Genomic DNA, 20,695 nt, shown 5'->3' on the forward strand with positions numbered 1-20,695 from the left:
TCGGCAAACCTAGTCTCGCTCAAGAAGAAAATAGGTCGTCGGACCGCTCGGCGCATCATTGGTCAATGTGACAGTGCCACCTCCTGTCGCCAAGACGACAGGTGGATAAACACGACCGTCGAGCCCTACCGGAGATATCCTAAGCGCGCTGTCATCACGGAATTTCATGCCGAGCTCCATACGCCGGAGCATGACGGGCAGACGCCCGAAGTCTTCAATGACCCTCTGCTCATCGTCGCGAAACTTCATGTCCGAGTTACGCGCATCCGATGCCATGATGAGCAGCTGCCGCTTGCTTTGAGACAACGGCGCCCCATCAAGAGACGATATTGCGAGCAATCCCCGCGTACTTGCTGTGGTTACACGGAGGGAGCCGAGGTTCACCGCTTCGTCTATATTCTCAAAGGTCAGCGCTTCTGTCAGCGGCGTGCGGAGGGCGAGCATTTTGGCAGGTGCATCGAGTTCCAGCTCCCCCGTCGTGCTCACCACCTCGCCGCGGTCCAGATAATAGGGCTTGGACGGATCGACCTTGCCCTGTTGCAAGAGTTTCGCGACGATGGCCATGGGCGTCTGGCCGTCTCGCTCGGGTGGCACTGCGATCAGCCTGTTATCTGCCTTTGCCATCTGCTGAAGCCCGATGCTCCCGAGCAAACCGAGGCGAGTCAGGATTTCCGGTTCCATGTCATTGATGCCCTGCGTCGGCATTTCCTGATCCTTGACCAGAAACGGAATAGTCAGGGATGACGCCTTGGCATCTCCGCGACGAAATACCAACGCCGCAAGCGTCTCTCCGGCGCGCGCGACCGGATCAAGCGCTATGGCATAGGGCAGCATCTGCTTTTTGTGCGGAAAATCCTCACCGTAGGAGAGAATAATGGGGCCGTGCGCATGTCTGCACAGCACATCCCAATCTTGCAGGGCAGCAAAGGCGGGAGCTGCCAGACCGGTCTCATATCGGTATGGGCTCCAGAAAAGATGATCGTACTCCGTCACGAGAAACGGTCGCCCAAGCCAGCGCGCGGCGCCTATGGTACGCAGGTAAAGAAGGCCGTCCTCAAGCGAGCTCTTGCCCTGAATGCTGGTGCCGGGCGCGTAGGAGTCCACCCAGTCCTGATAGGTGTTTATCGCCACCGCATCTTGGATGCTTCGGCTCATACCTGTCTGGATCGTGGGCCAGTTATTGTAAGGCAGCACGATGCCACGAAAACCGAGTTTAATCAGAGCGCTGGTCATCTTCCGCGTGGCGGACTGCTCCAAGTCGGTAAAGAAGGATTGCACATCACGCATGCGCTCGCTGCGTTCATAACGGTTTGTCGGCAACGCGATGGAGCGGTCCGAAAGCTGACCTTCCTTCACCCAGTTGCCCCAACGCTCCGCAAGGGCGGCGTCGGTGCCGTATTTCGTGACGAGCCAGTCGTTGAACAGGGGTTTGAGGCGCGGCGAAAAAACGCTGCCACGAACACTTTCCTGCATCATGGAATCGAATTCGAGGCCGTTCTCATTGAACGGCACGATGGCCACCAACGCCGGATCATGGATTGGTGCCACTCCCGTATAGGGATTCACCCTTGCTAGAAACAGCTGCTGGAATTTCAGCCAATGGGCAAAATCGTTCTCATCGATTTGCGCGCCTAGCTTCAAATCACCCTTGACCTCCCAGCGGTCGTCAAACCCGCCAAGAGCGCCACGCGATGAACTCAGGCCATCCATCATCCAGTAGATGCCGTTACGTTTCAAAGCCGCCATCAAATAGTGGATGCGGTCCAGAACCTCCGGGTTGAAGTCGAAATCCTCCGAGCGCCCCGCCATAAGCGCCGCATCAACGTAATGAAACCGGGCGATATTGTAGCCGTGCCGTTTCAATTGCAGGGCATAGCGGTCTGCAGCCGTATGATCAGGGAAGCCACCGGACGCCGGGCTCCACGCAAGCGAAGCGCAGAGGAAACGTTGGGGACTGTCGGCGTCACCCGTCTTCGCAAGTTTGCCGGATGGCGTGATGGCAATTCGCTGTGCTTCATCGATCGGCGCGCCCGGAAACATGCCGGAGAAGTCCAGCGGACTACCAGCCTCGACCTCCAGTGACTGCTCTCTGACCGCAAGCCACTCTTCTGCCGCCCCCGCATTGGTGGGGATCAGTTGGAGGAGCAAAAGGATGATCAGCGCGCGTTTCATGGAGATTTCAGAAGTTTGCTTTCGATCCAGTCACCCGGCCGCCTTCGCGGCGAAAAAAAGCCGAGCGGCAGTGCTGCGGCGTGGAAACACCATGCAACGACAGCATAAAGACCCAGTGACAGACTTTTTTGCTTGATGCTCATGAGGAGCACCGGCAACAAAAACACGACGAGGCCGATGAGAAGAACTGAGGGATGGAACATTCCGTATATTAGGCAGACCAACAGCACCGCCCACCAGACGTAGACACCGCACCAGAGCCGCACTTCGGATAGCTCGCTGGTCAACGCACCGAGACGCTGCTGTTCTGTGCCGGCTCGCAACAGCTCCCCCACGCCACGCAGATATTTCGAAGACCAGCGCCGGGTCAGCAGCACGTAGGAATTGATGCTGTGCCCGAAGTGATCGACAAACCGTCGGTCCAGACGGTACAGCGTCCAGCCGCGAATTCGCAGGCGCTGGCCGAGATCGAATTCTTCGTATCCGTGTAGATTGCGATCGGAAAAATAGCCCGCTTCTTCGATGGCGGAACGACGATACACACCACCGCCATTCAGACGATCCAGAACGCCGCTTCGGTTCTCGGGCGCATTGCGTTGAACCCGCCGTGTGAATTCGAGGTTATCCAGATTGACCTCATTGACATGGCCGCTGACACCGGCAACGCCGGGATTTGCATCGAGATAGGTGAGCGCAGCGGGCAAAAAGTCGGCGTCCAGCAGCATGTCTCCATCCATCAGACAGATGAATTCGCCCTTGCTGTATTGATAGCCGAGCTGCGGACCAAGCCCACAACTGGCCTTCGCGGGTGCCTCGATCTGGGCGACGGTAACGGGATAACGTGCGGCGATTTCCACAGTGCGATCGCGCGAACCGCTGTCGGCAACGATAATCTCGCCGTCGATATCTGCGAGAGCCTTGATCACGCTTTCGATTGCAGCGCCGATCCGCTTTTCTTCGTTCAGCGTTTTAAGAATGACCGATATCTTCAAAGCTGCATCCGAACTGATTGCCATCAATCGCAGAATACACGCAACTGCAGAAACGTGTATACCATTTTTCTAAAATGCTTAACGCAGAGCGCGTCCATTTTCACGAACGCGCCCTTGACGTGCAATACTTACTAAAGGTCTTTCAAGCTACCGCCACTCCCAAGGCTTTCGATCAGCGTTGCACTGGCTTCGTTGACCCCGACCACAGTGACCGAGATATCGTGTTTTTCGTAACGGTCCACGACCTTTTCCAGCGCGGCAACGGCGGTGATATCCCAGAAATGTGCGTGGGAGATATCGATGAGAACCGACATACCGGTTGCATCCTCTATATCGAAAGCATCGACGAAGACATCGGCTGAAGCAAAGAAAACCTGACCTGACACCTGATAGGTCAAGCGGTTAAAAGCAACGTCTCTTTCGGTTTTGACCTGCAACAGCCTTGCGACCTTGAAGGTGAAGAAGACGCCACTGAGAAGGACCCCGACCGTAACGCCCAATGCAAGATTTGAGCTGAAAACGGTGACGACAACGGTCACCAGCATGACGACGCTGGACATTTTGGGATGAACGACGAGCGTCTTGACCGATGACCAGTCGAATGTGTCGATGGACACCATGACCATGATGGCCACAAGGGCTGCGACCGGCACCTGTGAAACCCAGGGCTTCAGCAGAACCATCAGCACCAGCAGGAACGCGCCAGCAAACAGCGTCGATAGCCTGCCACGCCCGCCATATTTCACGTTGCTGACGGTCTGACCGATCATGCCGCACCCGGCAATGCCGCCAAAAAGGCTGGCGGCCGTGTTGGCGATGCCGAGGCCGGTGCATTCCCGGTTTTTCGAACTGGGCGTGCCGGTCAGATCGTCAACAACGCTCGCCGTCATCATGGATTCGAGCAGTCCGACCATGGCAATGGCAAGGGCTGGACCGGCGATGATCTTGAGCGTGTCGAGCGTCAGCGGAACGGCGGGCCAGCTGAAGATAGGCAGGGAATCCGGCAGTTTGCCAAGGTCGGCAATGGTCATCACCGGAAGCTGCAAAGAGATGGATACGGCACTTAGAACCAGAATGCAGATCAAAGGCGATGGCACCGTTTTCGTCACGCGCGGCGCCAAATAGATGATGGCGAGCCCGGCAGCAAGCATGCCGTAGGCCAAGATATCACCATGCAGAATATGCGGAAGTTGCGCAGCGAAGATAAGGATCGCCAACGCATTGACGAAGCCGGTGCGAACCGACTTCGACACGAACCGCATCAGAACCCCAAGGCGCAGCAGTCCGAAGATGATTTGCAGCAGGCCTGCCAGCAGTCCGGCGGCGAACAGGTAAGGCAGCCCGTGCGCGTGGACCAGCGGCGCGGCGACCAGAGCCACAGAGCCCGCCGCCGCCGAGATCATGGCAGGACGACCACCGGTGAAAGCAATGACGATGCCGATGACGAAGGATGCGAAAAGACCGACCTGTGGATCGACGCCCGCGACGAATGAAAACGCTATGACTTCCGGTATCAGCGCAAAGGTCGCGACCGCGCCGGCAAGCATTTCACGTATGGGATTGGCGGACCAATCCCGGCGAATGAATGTAAGTTGCATGATGTGATGTCTCGCAAAGCATACCGGAGCGCACTGTCGCGGTCTTAAAAAGGCATGCAGTTTTTGCGTTGTCTGGCGGATCGGCGGCCAGAAGAGCCACCCGGAATCTCACCGGGTCCGTGGTGAATAGGTCTTCAATATCGCATAAACGCGTCAATGCAAGCCAAAACCGAATGACCGGTAACGGACAGTTCTCGCCTCAGCCATTGGAATAGTATCACCAGCCACTATACTGACGTTGAGAGTCAACGTCGCAGACGTTTCCCTGATAAGGCAGTGTAGACGTGGTTCGGACCCGCGTTTTTGAACATGGGTACCATCCCCCCGGAGGAAATGCTTTGCTAGAGGTGGACAATGTTGCCGATCAGATGGAAGCGGGAATTTACACATGGTCTGTTGCAGAAGACCTGCTCTATGCCGACACCGCAATCGCGGCCCTCTTCGGCCTTGACCCATCAAAGACAATTGGCGGACTGCCCCTTTCCAGCTACATCGAGCGCGTCCACCTTGAAGACCAGGGCCAGCTAGCCTCGCTGATCGCCAAAGCCGTTGAGGATGGTCAGCCTTACAACGCCGAATACCGAGTCAAAAACGCCCTGAACGAATACGAGCTTGTCATGGCCGTTGGTCGGTGCTTTCGAGATTCAACAGGCACTCCAACGCTTTATTCCGGCATCGTTTATCCGGTTCAATCGCTTGACTGACAAACGCCGCTATCAGCCAACATTTGCCAGCAGCATTGGCTCGCCGGGGCTTTCGAATGAACGGTCGAACCACGCCCAACTCCGCGCATCGCTTCGCTTCATGCGGTAGAGTGCCTGATCTGCGGCGTGGAGCAGCGTTCCCAGATCGCCGCCATGGTGCGGATAGAGACTTGCGCCAAGAGTTGCACCGACGGTGACTTTTTGGCCTTGGACCACGAAGGGTTCTGCGAAGGCATCGGCTATTCTCTGACATATTTTCTCAGCCGCGGATTGATCGTCCAGATCGGTCAACAGAATGACGAACTCGTCGCCGCCCATTCTGACCAAGGTGTCATCGTAGCGAACGGATTGACGAAGGCGCGTGGCGACCATCCTCAAAATTTCATCGCCCGCAGCATGACCAAAATAGTCGTTGATCGGCTTGAAATCATCGAGGTCGATCATCAGCATCGCGATGGAGCTGTGTTGCGGAGATGCGGCGCGCACGTCCATTTCCGCATTCCAGCGTTCCTGTAGCATGCGTCTGTTACCAAGCCCGGTCAACGCATCTTCATAGGCAATGCGGCGCAGCGCGTTTTCGGCCATCTTCCGGTCGGACATATCCTCGAATGTCACGATACCCAGACCGAATTCGTGCATGACGATCCCACGATGCAGCGCTGGTACGAGTTTACCGTTCGCATGCTTAACCTGAACCTCGAAGGGTTCGATCTCGGTCACACCGGTTTTTTCTCCAACCCGGCGCCCCTCCCATCGCTCACGCGCATTCAGCCGCCCTGCTTCATCGATATATGTCTCCTCGATCCATTGGTCGACGGTGTCGAAATGGCCGTTCTGATAGCCAAACGTCCTCGTGAACGCACGGTTGACGAAGCGCACCTTCCCCTCCGCCATAGTGGACCAGAAGAGTGGAACCGGCAGCGCATCCAGAATGATGAAAAGCTCGTTATCCGTATGGCTGCCACTGACCATTCGCTCTAAGACGTGTTTCATCTCATCGCCCTTTTGTTAGGTGCAATCCGAAAGAATTCGCGAAAATGTGGATGTTTGGGGAGGGTTTACCCGGCCATCAAGACGGCGGGGTGCCTGCGCTCCACCAGCCAATCCAGCAGCGCACCGCTTCGGACCGGGCGCGACAGCCAGTAACCCTGGATTTCATCGCAACCCATGGCTTCCAGCAGATTTGCGACCTCCTGTGTCTCCACTCCTTCCGCGACGACGCGGTAGCCGAGGCTATGGGAGAGGTCGATCATGGAGCGGACCAGCACCCGTTCGCGATTGCCGTTTTCCATGTCGGAGACGAAAGAGCGGTCAATCTTGACGACATCTGCCGGAAGCTTCTGGAGGTAGGCAAGGCTACTGTAGCCTGTCCCGAAATCATCGATCGCAAGCTTTACGCCAACCGCCTTGAGCTGATTGAGAAGGTCGAAAACACCGTCCGTCTCCTTCATCATGACGGTTTCGGTCAACTCCAGCTCGATCTGATCCGGTTCAATGCCGAATGTCGCGAATTTCACCATCAGGCGCTCGAAGAAATCATGCTCTTCGAGGTCCAGCGCAGAAAGATTGAGAGACAGTTTGAAGACAATCCCTTCGCTGGCCCAAGCGGCAAGATTGGAGAGCGCTTCGTCCAGCACCCACTCCGTCAGTTCACGTCCCAGAGAGGAGGCCTCCACAACCGGAATGAACTCGACAGGCGAAAGCGGCCCGAGTACTGGATGATCCCACCGCAACAGGGCTTCTGCGCTGCAAATTTCACCCGTTGTGACATCTAGACGCGGCTGGAAGACGAGAGACAGTTGGTCTGGAGCGGTCAAAGCTGCGCGGAAATCCTGGAGAATTCTATAGTTACGTCTATGGCGCAAATCGGTTGCGGCGGAGAACATGCCGATCTTGTTCGGGCTCTGTCGCGCATCCTGCACAGCACTTTGCAACGATCTAATGATATCTTCCGGTGTCATGCCCTGCGGATCGAAGGCAACCATGCCGACAGACGGCGTCATCGAAATATGGGTTTCGCTGTTGCCTTCGATCTCACTCAGCATTGCCGCCAGCACCGGCGCGTAATCTTCGGCAGCAATCCGTTCCGGCGAAAAGAAAGCAAATTGCGTTGGCCCGACGTGATAGGCAGCACCGTTGGAACCGACGTGCTCGTTAAGCTTGGCGGAAACAGTCTGGATGACCGTATCGAGATAGGATGGACCAAGCACACGGGACAGGCGCTCGAACTGTTCGGTCTGGGCTAAGTCGAGCAGGCTGATGATACGTTCGCCCGTTTCCCCTCTCACGACGGCATCTGAAAGGTCGTTCATTAGCTGAAAGCGATTGGGCAGACCGCTCGACGGCTCGATGCGGCCCAGCGCGTGCGTGAGTTCGATCTGGGCCATCACCATAGCCGCCAGATCGCAGAGCGTCGTCATTTCGGCTTCGGTCACGTCGCGCGGCTCGGTGCCGAGAACACAGAGTGCGCCGAGGCCAAAACCATCGGCAGTCAGCAACGGTGCACCGGCGTAAAACCGGATACCCGCGCAACCGAGGGTGCTGTCGACGTAACATTCATCTTCTTGGAAATCGCGGATAACGAATGGCACCCTGCTTTCGGCCACATTGGCGCAAGGCGCCCTGTCGCGCGGTATTTCGTGGTGATCGACACCGACCTTTGATTTAAACCATTGCCTGTTCGTATCGGTCAGCGAAACGGCTGCGATGGGTAGCCCGAAAATGCTGGCGGCGAGCCGTGTGATACGGTCAAAATTTTCACTGGGTAGAGTGTCGAGCAAACGCAGACTTCTAAGAGTTGAAAGGCGTGCAATTTCGTTCTGCATTATAAAAATCCGTGGCAACGCGCGCGCATGTCCATGCGCGGTCGCGGAACCCAAATAGGGGTTTGATTCATTTTCAATGCATCGTTGTCAACGGCTCGGCACCAGTCGAAGCTGGGGTGGGACGGACAATGGTGGGGGCTTCATGCCCGCTCTGTCTCAGGTTGCTTGTATGAAGTTCTATGCCATAATAATTGAATTATGGATGAATCGTTCCTTGGCACCCGAAGACATGGTTAGGAAACGGTAATGGAATTTATAAAAATCTTGATGTCTAAAGTGGCCTGCTCCGTCAGGTGACGGAGCAGGCGGTTTGAGCCTTCATCAGGCAACGTCGGGCAACGCACCAATCAGCTTATCCAGTGTCATCGGGTAGTGGCGAAGACGAACGCCGGTTGCGTTGTATATCGCATTGGCGATGGCCGCCGACACGCCGCAAAGACCAAGCTCACCAACCCCCTTAGCCTTCATGGGCGAAGACATCGGATCGGTCTCATCGAGGAAGATCACCTCTTGTCGCGGAATGTCGGCGTGCACCGGTACTTCGTAGCCCGCCAGATCGTGGTTGACGAAGAAACCCCGGCGCGTGTCCACGGCCAGTTCCTCCGTCAACGCCCCACCGGCGCCCATCGTCATGGCGCCGATGACCTGACTACGCGCCGTTACGGGATTGAGGATGCGCCCAGCGGCACAGACTGCCAGCATGCGGCGAATGCGTGTCTCACCGGTTGCGACATCGACGCCGACTTCCACAAAATGCGCGCCGAATGTTGATTGCTGATGGGTTTTCGTGAGGTCACCCCACTCCATCTTGTCCTCACCGACCAGACCTTCCGCACCCGCCGCCTCAGCAAGAGGAACGGAGCGATTGCCGGATTTCACCACGCCGTCTTCGAACACAGCATCGTCAGAGTTGAAGCCGAGTTTCTGAGCGATGGCTTCGCGAAGTTTGACGCAGGCGGCATAAACGCCTGATGTCGAGGAGTTGGCACCGAACTGCCCGCCAGAGCCTGCCGAGATAGGAAAGCGGGAGTCGCCGAGTTGTACGGCAACCCGGTCCACGGTCACACCCATCATTTCCGCAGCGGTCTGCGCAATGATGGTGTAGCTGCCGGTGCCGATGTCCGTCATATCGGTTTCAACCGTGATGATACCATCTTGGCCGAGTTTGACGCGCGCGGCAGATGGCAGAACGAGATTGTCACGGAAAGCCGCCGCCACGCCCACGCCGATCATCCAGTTTCCCTGTCGCTTGGCCGCGATCTTCGGACGATCTGCCCAGCCAAAACGTTCTGCACCGAGTTTCAGACAGCCTATCAAATCTCGATGGGAGAACGGACGTTCGGGGTTTTCAGGATCGACCTGCGTATCGTTGGAAATACGAAACTCGATCGGGTCCATGCCGAGCTTTTCAGCCATTTCATCAACAGCGATTTCGAGTGCCATGAGACCGGGCGCCTCGCCGGGCGCACGCATGGCGTTGCCTTCCGGCAGGTCGAGCGTCGCGAGCCGCATTGCCGTCATACGGTTGGCGCCAGCATAAAGCAGCCGCGTCTGGTTGACTGCCGTTTCCGGCGCGCCATCCGGCAGGTTGCCCGACCAGCTTTCGTGGCCGATGGCGGTGATCTTGCCATCGCGTCCCGCACCGATGCGAATGCGCTGGATGGTTGCTGGCCGGTGGGTAGTGTTGTTGTTGATCAGCGGACGCGGCAGCGCCACCTTGACCGGACGCCCTGCCTCCTTGGCCGCAAAGGCTGCGAGGACAGCATCGGCACGCAAGAACAATTTGCCGCCGAACCCGCCACCGATAAACGGCGACATCAAATGGATCTTGTCCTTTTCGATGCCAAGCGTCGTTGCAAGATCGGAACGCCACCAGTCGATCATCTGACTGGATGTCCATACCGTCAGCTCATCGCCATTCCAAGCTGCGATGGACGCATGTGGCTCCATCATCGCATGGGATTGGTCGGGGGTGGTATAGGTTTCATCCAGCGTGATCTCGGCAGCGCTGAAAGCGGCGTCAAAATCGCCGAATGCCGTATCGGGTTTTTGGGATTCATCCGGCTTCTCGGCATTGCCTTTTTCGGCAGCCAGATCGAACACACCCTTTTCTTCAGCGTAGTCTACTTTGACCAGTGAAGCCGCAGCGCGCGCCTGTTCAAATGTCTCCGCTACAACGACAGCAACCGCCTGATGATAATGTTCGATGACATCACCGCCAAACAGATGAGCAGTGTTGTATTCGCCCTTCTCTCGCTTACCGACATCGAGCGCCGTAACGACGGTCAAAACACCCGGCGCTTTTTTCGCGGCGGAAGCATCAATGGACTTGATGCGTCCCTTGGAGATAGCTGAACCCACGGGGTATCCATAGGCATAGGCAATATCCGCGTCATGCCACTCATAGGCATATTTGGCGCCGCCTGTGGTCTTCAATTCGCCGTCGATGCGGCGGATAGGCTGACCGACCACTTTGAGACGGTCAATGGGGTTGGTCGTTGCTGGCTTATCGAACTTCATGGATCAACCCCTCGCTTCGGCAAGGACTGCGCCGAGCGTACGCTCAACAAGATCGACCTTGAACCGGTTCTGTTCGGTTGGACGCGCATCTGCAAACAAAGCTTGCGCGGCCTTTTGTGCACCATTGGTGAGGTCAGCATCTGCCGCTTCCACCCGCCAAGGCTTATGAGCGACGCCACCCACGGCCACCTGCCCCGAACCATCTGGCTGGATCACGGCACCGACGGATATCAGCGCGAAGGCATAGGACGCTCTGTCACGCACCTTGCGATAAATATGCTTTCCACCAACTGGCGGCGGAAGAACGACGGATGTGATGAACTCGCCTTTCTCAAGCGTCGTTTCGATGTGCGGCGTATCGCCGGGCAGCGTGTGAAAGTCTGCGATATCGATGGATCGGCGAGAGCCGTCTGATTTCACTGTTTCGACACTCGCATCCAGCACCCGCATGGCGATGGCCATGTCGCTCGGGTGCGTTGCAATGCAGGCGTCACTGACACCGACCACCGCATGCTGGCGGCTATAACCGCCGATGGCGGCGCAACCGCTGCCGGGTTGACGCTTGTTGCAAGGCTGGTTCGTGTCGTAAAAATAAGGACAGCGCGTCCGCTGCAAAAGATTGCCAGCGGTCGTCGCCTTGTTGCGTAACTGTCCGGACGCACCCGCCACCAAAGCTCTAGAAAGCAGCCCATAGTCTTTCCGCACCGTAGCGTCGGCGGCAAGATCAGTGTTTCTGACGAGTGCGCCGATGCGCAAGCCGCCGTTGGACGTCGTCTCGATCTTGTCGAGGCCAAGACCGTTCACATCGATCAGATGGGTCGGTGTTTCGATTTCAAGTTTCATCAAATCAAGAAGGTTGGTACCACCGGCGATGAATTTGGCGTTCGGATTGGCTGCAACTGCACTGGCTGCCGCTTCGACAGACGATGCGCGCTCATAAGTAAAGGCCTTCATGCGTTGATCCCCCCGACTTCTGAAATGGCATCGAGAATGTTCGAGTAGGCTCCGCATCGACAGATGTTTCCGCTCATCCGTTCGCGCACTTCGTCTGCTGTCAACTGTGATGGTTCATTGAGATTTTCGGTCACGTGGCTCGGGATATTTGCTTTGATTTCCTCGAGCACCGCGACCGACGAACAGATTTGTCCGGGTGTGCAATAACCGCACTGAAATCCGTCATGCTTGACGAAAGCAGCCTGCATGGGATGCAGGTTACCGGGTTGGCCCAACCCTTCGATGGTGGTGACCTCATCGCCTTCGTGCATGACGGCAAGCGTCAGACAGGAATTGATCCGCTTCCCATCCACCAGCACCGTGCACGCGCCGCACTGTCCGTGGTCGCATCCTTTTTTGGTGCCTGTCAGGTGAAGGTGCTCGCGCAGCGCATCGAGCAGCGTCGTCCTGTTATCGAGGTCGAGAGTTTTATGCTCACCGTTTACGGTGAGGGCGACTTTAGACGTATAATCCATATGGCTCCCCGAAAATTGCGCCACCGCGCTCCCGGCGACGCCGGTGGCCGCGACGGTCGCAGCCGATGAGATAAGTAAGTTTCTTCTGGAAAGTTCCAGCCGTACGCCATCGTACATGCGCAGTTCCTTTTTGAACGCTTTCGGTAATGCCCTAACGACAGATGACCCGAAACGTGCCATCGACTGACGAAAACTTGAAGAAACAGAGGTATCGCTGAGCGTGCGAGTACCCGGTTACCTTGTGCTTACGGAGAAGGTGGGTAAATTCAGGGTTTGTACGGATGGCCCTTGGGATCACATTCTCGTTGTCGCGGTAATTTCCCTGATTTTTCTAGGCGGCAGCATGGCGCAAGGCGCTGCGATGGACCATGCGCAAGCCGATGCCATACTTCAACACGTTCAGTCGACACCCAGTGCCAGCACTACACCAGCCTTTACCGCTGCCCAGTGTCACGGCATTGCCGATCTCTCGACGAAGAGCAGACCTGTTTTCACCCAAAGGGACAATGGAGAATGGGAATGCAGCTACATGATCGAATACAAAGAAACGGGTCATACCCCGTCGCTCTTCCTGCAAATACGGGGAACGGAATCAGGCATATGGAGCAACTTCAGACTAAAGCTGAATTTCGGCTCGTTGCTATCGCGTCAGGTTCTTGGGGCACGCGCAGCCAACCTCGTCTACCTGCTGGTGGGAACGAACACACCCGTCAAGGATTTAGACGCAGTGCTGGCATCAGGCCGTGACCTGGAGATGAGTTTCGATGGCGTAACGCTGAAATACAAACAGGAACGCCTCGATACAAACCGGTTCAATCTCTTCGGTAGTCGCACTCCGGTGGTGGAACGAAAACTGCCGGAGTGAGTGGGCCGAAGCACGCAGAACAAACGCCTCAAGCGGCGATCACAGGACCACGAATGAACGCCGTTGATAAAAAATCCCATGCGACCACAGATCCGCTGACGCAGGCTCAAGATTGGAAGAATGACGGACGCGCCGTGGCACTGGCAACGGTTATTGAAACCTGGGGCTCTGCCCCGCGGCCTGTTGGCAGCCACCTTGTCATCGATTCCGACGGCAATTTCGAAGGCTCCGTTTCCGGCGGCTGCGTCGAAGGCGCGGTCATTTCCGCAGCGCTCGACGTGATCAAGGACGGCAAAGCCCAGATGCTCGAATTCGGCGTTGCGGACGAAACCGCATGGTCGGTCGGCCTGTCCTGCGGCGGGCGCATTCGCGTCTATGTCGAAAGGCTGCATTGATGGATTTTGAGACGCTTGAAGAACTGAACACGCATCGTCGTAACCGGGTCGTGGTGGCCGTAATCACAGATTTAACGGGTGGGGAAAGCCAAATCATAACATCTGAGACGGTTCCATCGGGCCAACTGGGAGAAGCCATTGCCGCCGCGTTTCAGTCCGGTAAATCGGCAAGCGTGACGTCGGAAAATCGCCCGTACTTCATCAATGTCTATCTTCCAGCACCACGTATCGTCATTATCGGTGCCGTCCACATCGCTCAAGCACTGGTGCAGATGGCAAAGCTTTCAGGGTTTGACATCCTCGTGATCGACCCGCGAACGGCCTTCGCGACAGCAGACCGGTTCGGTTCGGCGGAACTCATTGCCGACTGGCCAGAAGACATTTTGCCGACGAGACCGCTGGATCGTCATACAGCCGTGGTCGCACTGAGCCACGATCCCAAGATCGATGATTTTGCACTGGCTGAAGCCTTGCGAACAGGCTGTTTTTACGTCGGCGCGCTCGGCAGTCGAAAGACCCAGAAGTCGAGACTGGAGCGGTTGCAAAGCCAAGGGTTTGTGGACGCCGATCTTGCTCGCATCCACGGGCCGGTAGGGCTGAATATTGGCGCAGCCAGCCCGGCGGAAATCGCGGTGTCCATTCTGGCCGAAATCATCGCCACGATGCGCGGTGTTGACGCGCTGTCAAAGCCTACGGTCTGAGCGGGTCAAAATCCCGCCCGCTGCGGCTATTTCTTCGGGCGTATCGACATCTGCGAGCGACCCAACACCGATCTCGACGTCGATGATGGGTAGACCGGATGCCTTGATCAAATGACGCGCGCCCACGTCTCCCTCTAGCCCGGCCACATCACCTGCCATCGAACGCGGCAAGATCACCGGGTTGCCCGGATGTCCACCAGCCGAAGCGCGGATGATCGCTACGCCGCCTGTGTTCTCGAAAGCATTAATCATCCGGTCGAGATCACCACCGGTGATACCCGGCATATCCGCGAGCATAACCATGATGCCCTCAAACCCTCGATCAACCGCAGTCGAAAATCCAAGGGCAAGCGAGCGTGACATGCCTGACGCATAGTCGGAATTGATCACAGTCCCGACATCAAGATCGGAAATAACCTTTTCCATCTCCAAATGGCGATAACCTAAAACAGCAATCACCTTGGATGCCCGGCTGGCCACGGCTTGCATCACCACCTTGCGTAGAAGCGGCACGCCATCGAAAAGCGCGAGAAGCTTATGGGTACCGTTCTTGCTTGTTCTGCTGGACATCCCGGCGGCCAGCAGCACGATTGCAACAGTCATCAGCCTCTCCTCCACATTTCCCTCACATAGCACGAGCCTTGCGCCCGCATCAAACAACAGTCACAGCCGCGCGATACCGTCTTTTCAGAAACCTGCACTGCGAACGGTTGTGCTGCGGTCCCGGGCTTCCTATTGTTCGGAATGGCCGTAAATTCGCATGCGTCCAATTCGGGAGGTAAATCGTTACCGTTTACTAAGATGGTAATGCTGCTGGCAGAGGAGAGATGGATGTCCGGTGAAAAGACGGTAAGAGATTGGCAGGAGCTTGCCGAAAAGGAGCTGAAAACGTCGCCTGAGAGCCTTGTCTGGCACACGCCTGAGGGCATCGATGTCAAGCCGCTCTACACCGCCGAAGACGTCAAAGACATTACCCATCTCGACAGTTTGCCGGGTTTTGCGCCTTTCGTGCGCGGGCCACGTGCCACCATGTATGCCGGGCGCCCTTGGACCATTCGTCAGTATGCGGGTTTTTCCACGGCGGAAGAATCCAACGCTTTCTACAAGCGTAATCTGGCTGCGGGTCAGAAAGGTCTCTCCGTCGCCTTCGATCTTGCCACCCATCGCGGTTACGACAGTGACCACGAACGCGTCTTAGGCGATGTCGGCAAAGCGGGTGTCGCCATCGACAGCGTCGAAGACATGAAGATTCTGTTCGATGGTATTCCGCTGAAGGACATGTCGGTTTCCATGACCATGAATGGCGCGGTCATTCCCATTCTTGCCAACTTCATCGTCGCCGGTGAGGAACAGGGTTGTTCGGTTAAAGAGCTTTCCGGCACCATCCAGAACGATATTCTCAAAGAATTCATGGTGCGCAACACCTACATCTACCCACCCGAACCGTCGATGCGCATCATTGCAGATATCATCGAGTACACGGCAAAAGAGATGCCTCGCTTCAACTCCATCTCCATTTCCGGCTATCACATGCAGGAAGCTGGCGCGACACTGGTGCAGGAGCTGGCCTTCACGCTCGCAGATGGCCGGGAGTATGTCAGGGCCGCCCTGAAAAAGGGCTTGAACGTCGACGACTTCGCCGGGCGTCTTTCCTTCTTCTTCGCTATCGGCATGAACTTCTTCATGGAAGCCGCCAAGCTGCGGGCCGCGCGTTTGCTGTGGTCGCGCATCATGGACGAGTTCGAGCCACAAAAACCATCCTCGCGCATGCTGCGAACGCACTGTCAGACATCGGGCGTGTCCTTGCAGGAGCAGGACCCCTACAACAACGTCATTCGTACAGCCTATGAGGCATTGTCGGCAGCACTGGGCGGCACGCAATCGCTCCACACCAACGCGCTCGATGAAGCGATGGCCTTGCCGACCGACTTCTCGGCGCGGATCGCCCGCAATACCCAGTTGATACTTCAGCATGAAACAGGCGTCACGAAAGTCGTGGACCCCTTGGCGGGATCCTATTACGTCGAGAGCCTGACCCATGAACTTGCAGAAAAAGCCTGGGCGCTGATCGAGGAAGTCGAAGCTCTGGGCGGCATGACCAAGGCTGTCGATGATGGGCTACCAAAACGGCTGATCGAGGAGGCTGCGACGAAGCGACAGGCAGCGGTGGATCGCGGTGCCGAGATCATCGTCGGTGTCAACAAGTTCCGGCTGGAAAATGAAGACCCCATTGATATTCTCGACATCGATAACAGCGCGGTGCGGTCATCGCAGATCCGGCGGCTGGAAACCGTGCGGCGCCAGCGAGACCCGAAAACCGTGGAGGCAACCCTCACAGCTTTGACCGAGGTTGCGCGGAGCGGCAACGGCAACATGCTTGAAGCGGCAGTCAATGCGGCGCGCGCGCGCGCGACAGTCGGCGAAATTTCTGATGCCATGCGCAGCGTGTTCGGCGATCACGCCGCCGTGCCGGAGGTCGTGCACGATGTCTATGGCGCCGCCTATGAAGATGACCCGGAATACGCAACGCTGTGCACTCGGCTGGGTGAACTGGCGGCAGTCGTGGGCGGCAAGCCCAAAATGCTGATCGCAAAACTCGGGCAGGATGGCCATGACCGAGGTGCGAAAATCATCGCGTCGGCCTTTGGCGACATCGGTTTCGACGTCATTGCGGGCCCACTGTTCCAGACGCCAGCAGAGGCTGCGGAACTGGCGGTCAGCAACAAGGTCCATGTCGTCGGCATGTCCTCGCTTGCCGCTGGCCATAAAACGCTCGCACCGCAACTGGTCGAAGCGTTGAAAGCGAATGGCGCAGAAAATGTAATCGTCATCGTCGGCGGCGTCGTGCCGCGACAGGACTATCGGTATCTTCTGGATCATGGCGTTGCCGCCGTCTTCGGTCCCGGCACCAACGTGCTGGAAGCGGCGCGCGCCGTGATCGACCTCATGCAAGGCCGACTTCGAAACGCATGAGCCGCGTTCGGTAACCCGTCGCAACATTTCAGAAATCCCTGCTTCCGACGCAGAGATTTCTTGCTATAAGACGTTCCAGTTTATGTAATGTTCTAACACTACAGGTCGCCCCATGGCACTCGAGCGCATACCGGTCTCCATCATCACGGGTTTTCTCGGCGCGGGAAAATCGACGCTGCTGAATCAGCTTCTGAAAGACCCTGCCATGCAGGACGCCGCCATCATCATCAATGAGTTCGGTGATGTCAGCATCGATCACCTGCTGGTGGAGCGGTCTGGCGATGGAATTATCGAGCTTGCTGAAGGCTGCCTGTGCTGCACCGTGCGGGGTGAGCTTGTGGATACGCTGGCCGAACTCATGGACGGCATCCAGACCGGTAAACTGAAGAAGGTCAACCGCGTCGTCATCGAAACGACCGGCCTCGCCGATCCCGCGCCCGTCATGCAGTCCATCATCGGCAACCCTGTTATTGCGCAAAATTTCTCGCTGAACGGCGTGGTGACGGTCATCGATGCCGTCAATGGTCTTGCTACGCTCGACAATCATCCCGAAGCCGAAAAACAGGTTGCCGTCGCGGACAGGCTGGTTCTGACCAAGCAGGCCCTTGCCGAGGCGTCACAGGTTTCAGAACTGACCGCGAGGCTGAACACGCTCAACCCGCGAGCGACCGTTGAGAATGGCGACAATGAGAACTGGTCTGCGGTCTCTCTTCTGGAAAACGTCCTTTACGATGCCGCCGACAAAATTGGTGATGTCAGCCGATGGCTTGGCGAAGAAGCCGCACATGATCATGGCCACCATGACCATGATCATCACCACGGGCACCACCATCATCATGACGTGAACCGTCACAATGCCTCCATCCGCTCGTTTTCAATCGTGCATGATGCACCCATCCAACCGATGGCGCTGGAAATGTTCGTTGATCTCTTGCGGTCCGCGCATGGCGAAAAGCTGCTGCGAATGAAGGCGATCGTCCAGCTTTCAGACCGGCCCGACCGGCCACTGGTGTTGCATGGGGTGCAATCCATCTTTCACCCGCCACAGCGTCTCGCCGCATGGCCAGACCCCACCGACCAGCGCACGCGCATGGTGCTCATCACCAAGGATTTGCCGGAGGCTTTCGTCAAAGACCTCTTTGGTGCTTTCACGGGTGCGGTGCATATCGACAGGCCGGACCAGCAAGCGGTCATGGATAATCCGCTCGCAGTGCCTGGACTGCGCTTCTAACTCAGTTAGAAACTTGCTGATCGGGACGGTTGCCGAGTTCGGCTGCCTGACGGAGGAAATCGAAGCCCAGAACAGCAGCCCCTACCAGACCGGGCTCCACCGTACATTGCGCGCGTACCACCAGCGGGCGTGAGAACCGTCGCAGGATGCGAGATCGCACCGCCTCATCGAGCGCGGTCATCAGCGCTACGGAATTCGAAAGGCCACCGCCTACGGGCACGATGGTCGCCCCTGTGACATTGATCAGCAGTGCCAATGGGCCTGCCAGCATATCGACAAAGATATCGATGGTGCGAGCGGCGTCTGCATCATTGCACTGCCATTTGTCCAGAATATCCTCGGCGGCGACGGTCTCGCCCGTCAAATGACGGTGGAGCTTTTCCATTCCGCGCGCACTGCAAATGGCATCCAAACACCCCTCAAGCCCACAGCCGCAGGAAAAGCGGGGTAGATCGACGAGTGGATTTCCAGCGCGTGTCGCAGCCACAGGCGCGTGTCCCCATTCTCCCGCGAAGCCCCCAGCGCTGTTGATGAGCTTGCCGTCTATGACGAGTGCGCCGCCGACGCCGGTGCCGAGGATAGCGCTGAAGATGACGCGATGCCCCTGCCCTGCCCCGACGCCATATTCCGCCAGAGCACAGCAGTCCGCATCGTTCGCGATGAGGACCGGAAGGCCAAGCGCCGTTTCCAAATCGGCTTTCAGCGGCCTGTCATGGGCGCAGGGAATATTGGCGATGAAGGATTTGTCGGTATCGGGATCGATGATCCCTGTAATCGAAAGCGCGACGCAATCCGGCGTGCCACCGATTTCGGCGATAACGTCCTTCAGCACGCCCACGAAAGCGTCGAAATCATGGATGGGTGTTTGCCGCCGCGCCACTGGCCGCACATCATCCACGGCCCAGGCGGCAGCACCCTTTATCGCGGTGCCACCAATATCGAAACAGACGATCAAACGAAAACTCCCGGCATCAAACGCTGATTTGCGCCTTATGCCAGATATCGTTCCGTAAGTCTCGACCACATGGCCGCACCAACGGTCAGGCTGGCATCGGCGAAATCATATTTCGGACTGTGCAAAATGGCCGAGTTCACACCATTTCCAAGGCGCAGGAAACTGCCTGGCTTGTGCTCCAGAAAATAGGAGAAATCTTCGCTGCCGGGAATAAGATGGCAGGTCGAGACATTCTCAGATCCGATCAGTTCTTCCGCCACGGTGCGGGCAAAAGCGGTCTCTTCTTCCGAATTGGCGACAACAGGATAGCCATGCTCGTAATTCAGCTCAACCGACGCGCCAAAACCATCAACGATGGAGTGCGTCAGCTTGGTAATTCTTTCTTCCAGCAAAGCGCGAATCCGAGGTTCGAAGCAGCGGACGCTGAGCGCAAGCTTGGCATATTCGGGAATGACGTTGACCGCTTCGCCCGCATGGATAGTACCCACGGTGACGACCGCGGTCTGGGTCGGATCGATATTGCGCGAGACGACGGTCTGCAAGGCAACCACAAGATTGCAGGCGACCACGATGGGATCAATGGTGAGGTGCGGACGCGAGGCGTGGCCGCCCTTGCCTTTGATGGTGATGTTCACTGTATCCGATGATGCCATCAACGGGCCGGAACGGACCAGAATAGCCCCTTCCGGTGCACCGGGATGGTTGTGCAGGCCGAAAATCGCATCGAACGGAAACCGCTCGAACAGCCCATCGGCGATCATCTTCTGCGCTCCACTTGGCTTGCCGGACTCTTCGGCAGGCTGGAAGATCAGCGTAACGGTGCCGTTGAAACGGCGGGTCTTGGCGAGATGTTGGGCGGCACCAAGAAGTACGGTCGTGTGACCATCATGACCGCAAGCATGCATTTTGCCCGGTGTCTTGCTGGCGTAGGGCTTGCCGGTTTCTTCCAGAATGGGAAGCGCGTCCATATCCGCACGGATGGCGATACCCTTCTTGCTCTCGCCTACGCTCAACCGTGCGACGACGCCGTGACCGCCGACGTTGCGCGTAACCTCATAGCCCCAGCTCTCGAGCTTTTCCGCCACGAAACGCGCGGTTTCCGCTTCTTCGAATGAGAGTTCGGGATTGGCGTGAAGATGCTGTCGCGTCTCCACGAGTTCCTGTTCCATATCCTTGAAATCGGACACACGGGCAAAAGCATTGTCGAGCACGGTCATGGGAATTCCAATCGAGAAGGTGGTGCAGCACACTGGAAAAACTGGAACTATGCCCCGCATTTGAAGCGGGGCATAGCG

General features: G+C 57.1%; 17 protein-coding genes and 1 other annotated feature. Of the genes, 6 read left to right on the plus strand and 11 right to left on the minus strand.

Annotated features, from left to right (window positions below; genetic code table 11):
- Window positions 1-9: 9 nt before the first annotated feature.
- The 3 genes from HRR99_RS16750 to HRR99_RS16760 form a co-directional block, all read right to left on the minus strand.
- Window positions 10-2,172, minus strand: a complete 2,163-nt coding sequence (locus HRR99_RS16750; RefSeq protein ID WP_233123849.1) for a glycoside hydrolase — start codon at window positions 2,170-2,172, stop codon at window positions 10-12.
- Window positions 2,169-3,164 (minus strand): glycosyltransferase family 2 protein, encoded by a 996-nt coding sequence (locus tag HRR99_RS16755; protein WP_233124947.1) that lies wholly within the window; start codon window positions 3,162-3,164, stop codon window positions 2,169-2,171. The genes HRR99_RS16750 and HRR99_RS16755 overlap by 4 nt, the downstream gene beginning before the upstream one ends.
- A gap of 131 nt (window positions 3,165-3,295) precedes the next feature.
- A complete protein-coding gene (locus tag HRR99_RS16760; RefSeq protein ID WP_233123850.1) occupies window positions 3,296-4,762 on the minus strand; it encodes a SulP family inorganic anion transporter in 1,467 nt (488 codons plus the stop codon).
- A gap of 66 nt (window positions 4,763-4,828) precedes the next feature.
- Window positions 4,829-4,884, minus strand: a sequence feature (sul1 is cis-regulatory element that is thought to sense ions involved in sulfur or methionine metabolism; They are found in Alphaproteobacteria).
- A 225-nt stretch (window positions 4,885-5,109) separates the two neighbouring features.
- Here HRR99_RS16760 and HRR99_RS16765 point away from each other — a divergent pair.
- Entirely contained in the window at window positions 5,110-5,466 is a 357-nt protein-coding gene (locus HRR99_RS16765; protein ID WP_233124948.1) for a PAS domain-containing protein, read from the plus strand.
- 12 nt (window positions 5,467-5,478) lie between these two features.
- Here the strand turns inward: HRR99_RS16765 and HRR99_RS16770 are convergent, their stop codons facing one another.
- From HRR99_RS16770 to paoA, 5 genes are all read right to left on the minus strand, one after another.
- Window positions 5,479-6,459, minus strand: a complete 981-nt coding sequence (locus HRR99_RS16770) for a sensor domain-containing diguanylate cyclase (protein WP_233123851.1) — start codon at window positions 6,457-6,459, stop codon at window positions 5,479-5,481.
- Between the two features lie 65 nt (window positions 6,460-6,524).
- Complete coding sequence (locus HRR99_RS16775) at window positions 6,525-8,291, minus strand: sensor domain-containing phosphodiesterase (protein WP_233123852.1); 1,767 nt, start codon at window positions 8,289-8,291, stop codon at window positions 6,525-6,527.
- Window positions 8,292-8,612: 321 nt separating this feature from the next.
- Window positions 8,613-10,811: an aldehyde oxidoreductase molybdenum-binding subunit PaoC gene (paoC, locus tag HRR99_RS16780; protein WP_233123853.1), complete on the minus strand. Its 2,199-nt coding sequence runs from the start codon at window positions 10,809-10,811 to the stop codon at window positions 8,613-8,615.
- A 3-nt stretch (window positions 10,812-10,814) separates the two neighbouring features.
- Complete coding sequence (locus HRR99_RS16785) at window positions 10,815-11,765, minus strand: FAD binding domain-containing protein (protein WP_233123854.1); 951 nt, start codon at window positions 11,763-11,765, stop codon at window positions 10,815-10,817.
- Entirely contained in the window at window positions 11,762-12,397 is a 636-nt protein-coding gene (gene paoA, locus HRR99_RS16790; RefSeq protein ID WP_233123855.1) for an aldehyde dehydrogenase iron-sulfur subunit PaoA, read from the minus strand. Before paoA ends, HRR99_RS16785 begins: the two co-directional genes overlap by 4 nt.
- 226 nt (window positions 12,398-12,623) lie before the next feature.
- On the opposite strand from paoA, the gene HRR99_RS16795 reads away from it, so the two are divergent.
- From HRR99_RS16795 to HRR99_RS16805, 3 genes are read left to right on the plus strand one after another with little or no spacing between them, the layout of a single operon-like run.
- Window positions 12,624-13,145, plus strand: a complete 522-nt coding sequence (locus HRR99_RS16795; protein WP_233123856.1) for a DUF6030 family protein — start codon at window positions 12,624-12,626, stop codon at window positions 13,143-13,145.
- Between the two features lie 53 nt (window positions 13,146-13,198).
- Complete coding sequence (locus tag HRR99_RS16800) at window positions 13,199-13,540, plus strand: XdhC family protein (RefSeq protein ID WP_233123857.1); 342 nt, start codon at window positions 13,199-13,201, stop codon at window positions 13,538-13,540.
- Complete coding sequence (locus tag HRR99_RS16805) at window positions 13,540-14,241, plus strand: XdhC family protein (protein WP_233123858.1); 702 nt, start codon at window positions 13,540-13,542, stop codon at window positions 14,239-14,241. The genes HRR99_RS16800 and HRR99_RS16805 overlap by 1 nt, the downstream gene beginning before the upstream one ends.
- On the opposite strand, the gene HRR99_RS16810 is transcribed toward HRR99_RS16805, so the two are convergent.
- Complete coding sequence (locus HRR99_RS16810) at window positions 14,224-14,844, minus strand: nucleotidyltransferase family protein (RefSeq protein WP_233123859.1); 621 nt, start codon at window positions 14,842-14,844, stop codon at window positions 14,224-14,226. The two genes, HRR99_RS16805 and HRR99_RS16810, sit on opposite strands and share 18 nt — an antisense overlap.
- A gap of 228 nt (window positions 14,845-15,072) precedes the next feature.
- Here HRR99_RS16810 and scpA point away from each other — a divergent pair, with 228 nt between their 5' ends.
- Window positions 15,073-17,214, plus strand: coding sequence for a methylmalonyl-CoA mutase (scpA, locus tag HRR99_RS16815; protein ID WP_233123860.1), 2,142 nt, complete (start codon window positions 15,073-15,075; stop codon window positions 17,212-17,214).
- Between the two features lie 112 nt (window positions 17,215-17,326).
- The gene (locus HRR99_RS16820; RefSeq protein ID WP_233123861.1) at window positions 17,327-18,445 is read left to right on the plus strand and encodes a CobW family GTP-binding protein; all 1,119 of its coding nucleotides are present in this window, start codon (window positions 17,327-17,329) and stop codon (window positions 18,443-18,445) included.
- Between the two features lies 1 nt (window position 18,446).
- On the opposite strand, the gene HRR99_RS16825 is transcribed toward HRR99_RS16820, so the two are convergent.
- On the minus strand, window positions 18,447-19,400 hold the full coding sequence (locus tag HRR99_RS16825) for an ROK family protein (RefSeq protein WP_233123862.1): 954 nt from the start codon (window positions 19,398-19,400) through the stop codon (window positions 18,447-18,449).
- A gap of 35 nt (window positions 19,401-19,435) precedes the next feature.
- Window positions 19,436-20,617: a M20 aminoacylase family protein gene (locus HRR99_RS16830; protein ID WP_233123864.1), complete on the minus strand. Its 1,182-nt coding sequence runs from the start codon at window positions 20,615-20,617 to the stop codon at window positions 19,436-19,438.
- Window positions 20,618-20,695: the final 78 nt, after the last annotated feature.

This window comes from Agrobacterium vaccinii, from assembly GCF_021310995.1.
GTDB classification, from domain to species: domain Bacteria; phylum Pseudomonadota; class Alphaproteobacteria; order Rhizobiales; family Rhizobiaceae; genus Agrobacterium; species Agrobacterium vaccinii.

Excerpts from the sequence above, each read along its gene's own strand:
- HRR99_RS16820 (WP_233123861.1), top strand. The coding sequence starts at position 17,327 with ATGGCACTCGAGCGCATACCGGTCTCCATCATCACGGGTTTTCTCGGC.
- HRR99_RS16805 (WP_233123858.1), top strand. The coding sequence starts at position 13,540 with ATGGATTTTGAGACGCTTGAAGAACTGAACACGCATCGTCGTAACCGG.
- HRR99_RS16830 (WP_233123864.1), bottom strand. The coding sequence starts at position 20,617 with ATGACCGTGCTCGACAATGCTTTTGCCCGTGTGTCCGATTTCAAGGAT.
- paoA (WP_233123855.1), bottom strand. The coding sequence starts at position 12,397 with ATGTACGATGGCGTACGGCTGGAACTTTCCAGAAGAAACTTACTTATC.
- HRR99_RS16760 (WP_233123850.1), bottom strand. The coding sequence starts at position 4,762 with ATGCAACTTACATTCATTCGCCGGGATTGGTCCGCCAATCCCATACGT.
- HRR99_RS16800 (WP_233123857.1), top strand. The coding sequence starts at position 13,199 with ATGAACGCCGTTGATAAAAAATCCCATGCGACCACAGATCCGCTGACG.
- HRR99_RS16785 (WP_233123854.1), bottom strand. The coding sequence starts at position 11,765 with ATGAAGGCCTTTACTTATGAGCGCGCATCGTCTGTCGAAGCGGCAGCC.
- HRR99_RS16770 (WP_233123851.1), bottom strand. The coding sequence starts at position 6,459 with ATGAAACACGTCTTAGAGCGAATGGTCAGTGGCAGCCATACGGATAAC.
- scpA (WP_233123860.1), top strand. The coding sequence starts at position 15,073 with ATGTCCGGTGAAAAGACGGTAAGAGATTGGCAGGAGCTTGCCGAAAAG.
- HRR99_RS16775 (WP_233123852.1), bottom strand. The coding sequence starts at position 8,291 with ATGCAGAACGAAATTGCACGCCTTTCAACTCTTAGAAGTCTGCGTTTG.
- HRR99_RS16810 (WP_233123859.1), bottom strand. The coding sequence starts at position 14,844 with ATGACTGTTGCAATCGTGCTGCTGGCCGCCGGGATGTCCAGCAGAACA.
- HRR99_RS16750 (WP_233123849.1), bottom strand. The coding sequence starts at position 2,172 with ATGAAACGCGCGCTGATCATCCTTTTGCTCCTCCAACTGATCCCCACC.
- paoC (WP_233123853.1), bottom strand. The coding sequence starts at position 10,811 with ATGAAGTTCGATAAGCCAGCAACGACCAACCCCATTGACCGTCTCAAA.
- HRR99_RS16795 (WP_233123856.1), top strand. The coding sequence starts at position 12,624 with ATGGCGCAAGGCGCTGCGATGGACCATGCGCAAGCCGATGCCATACTT.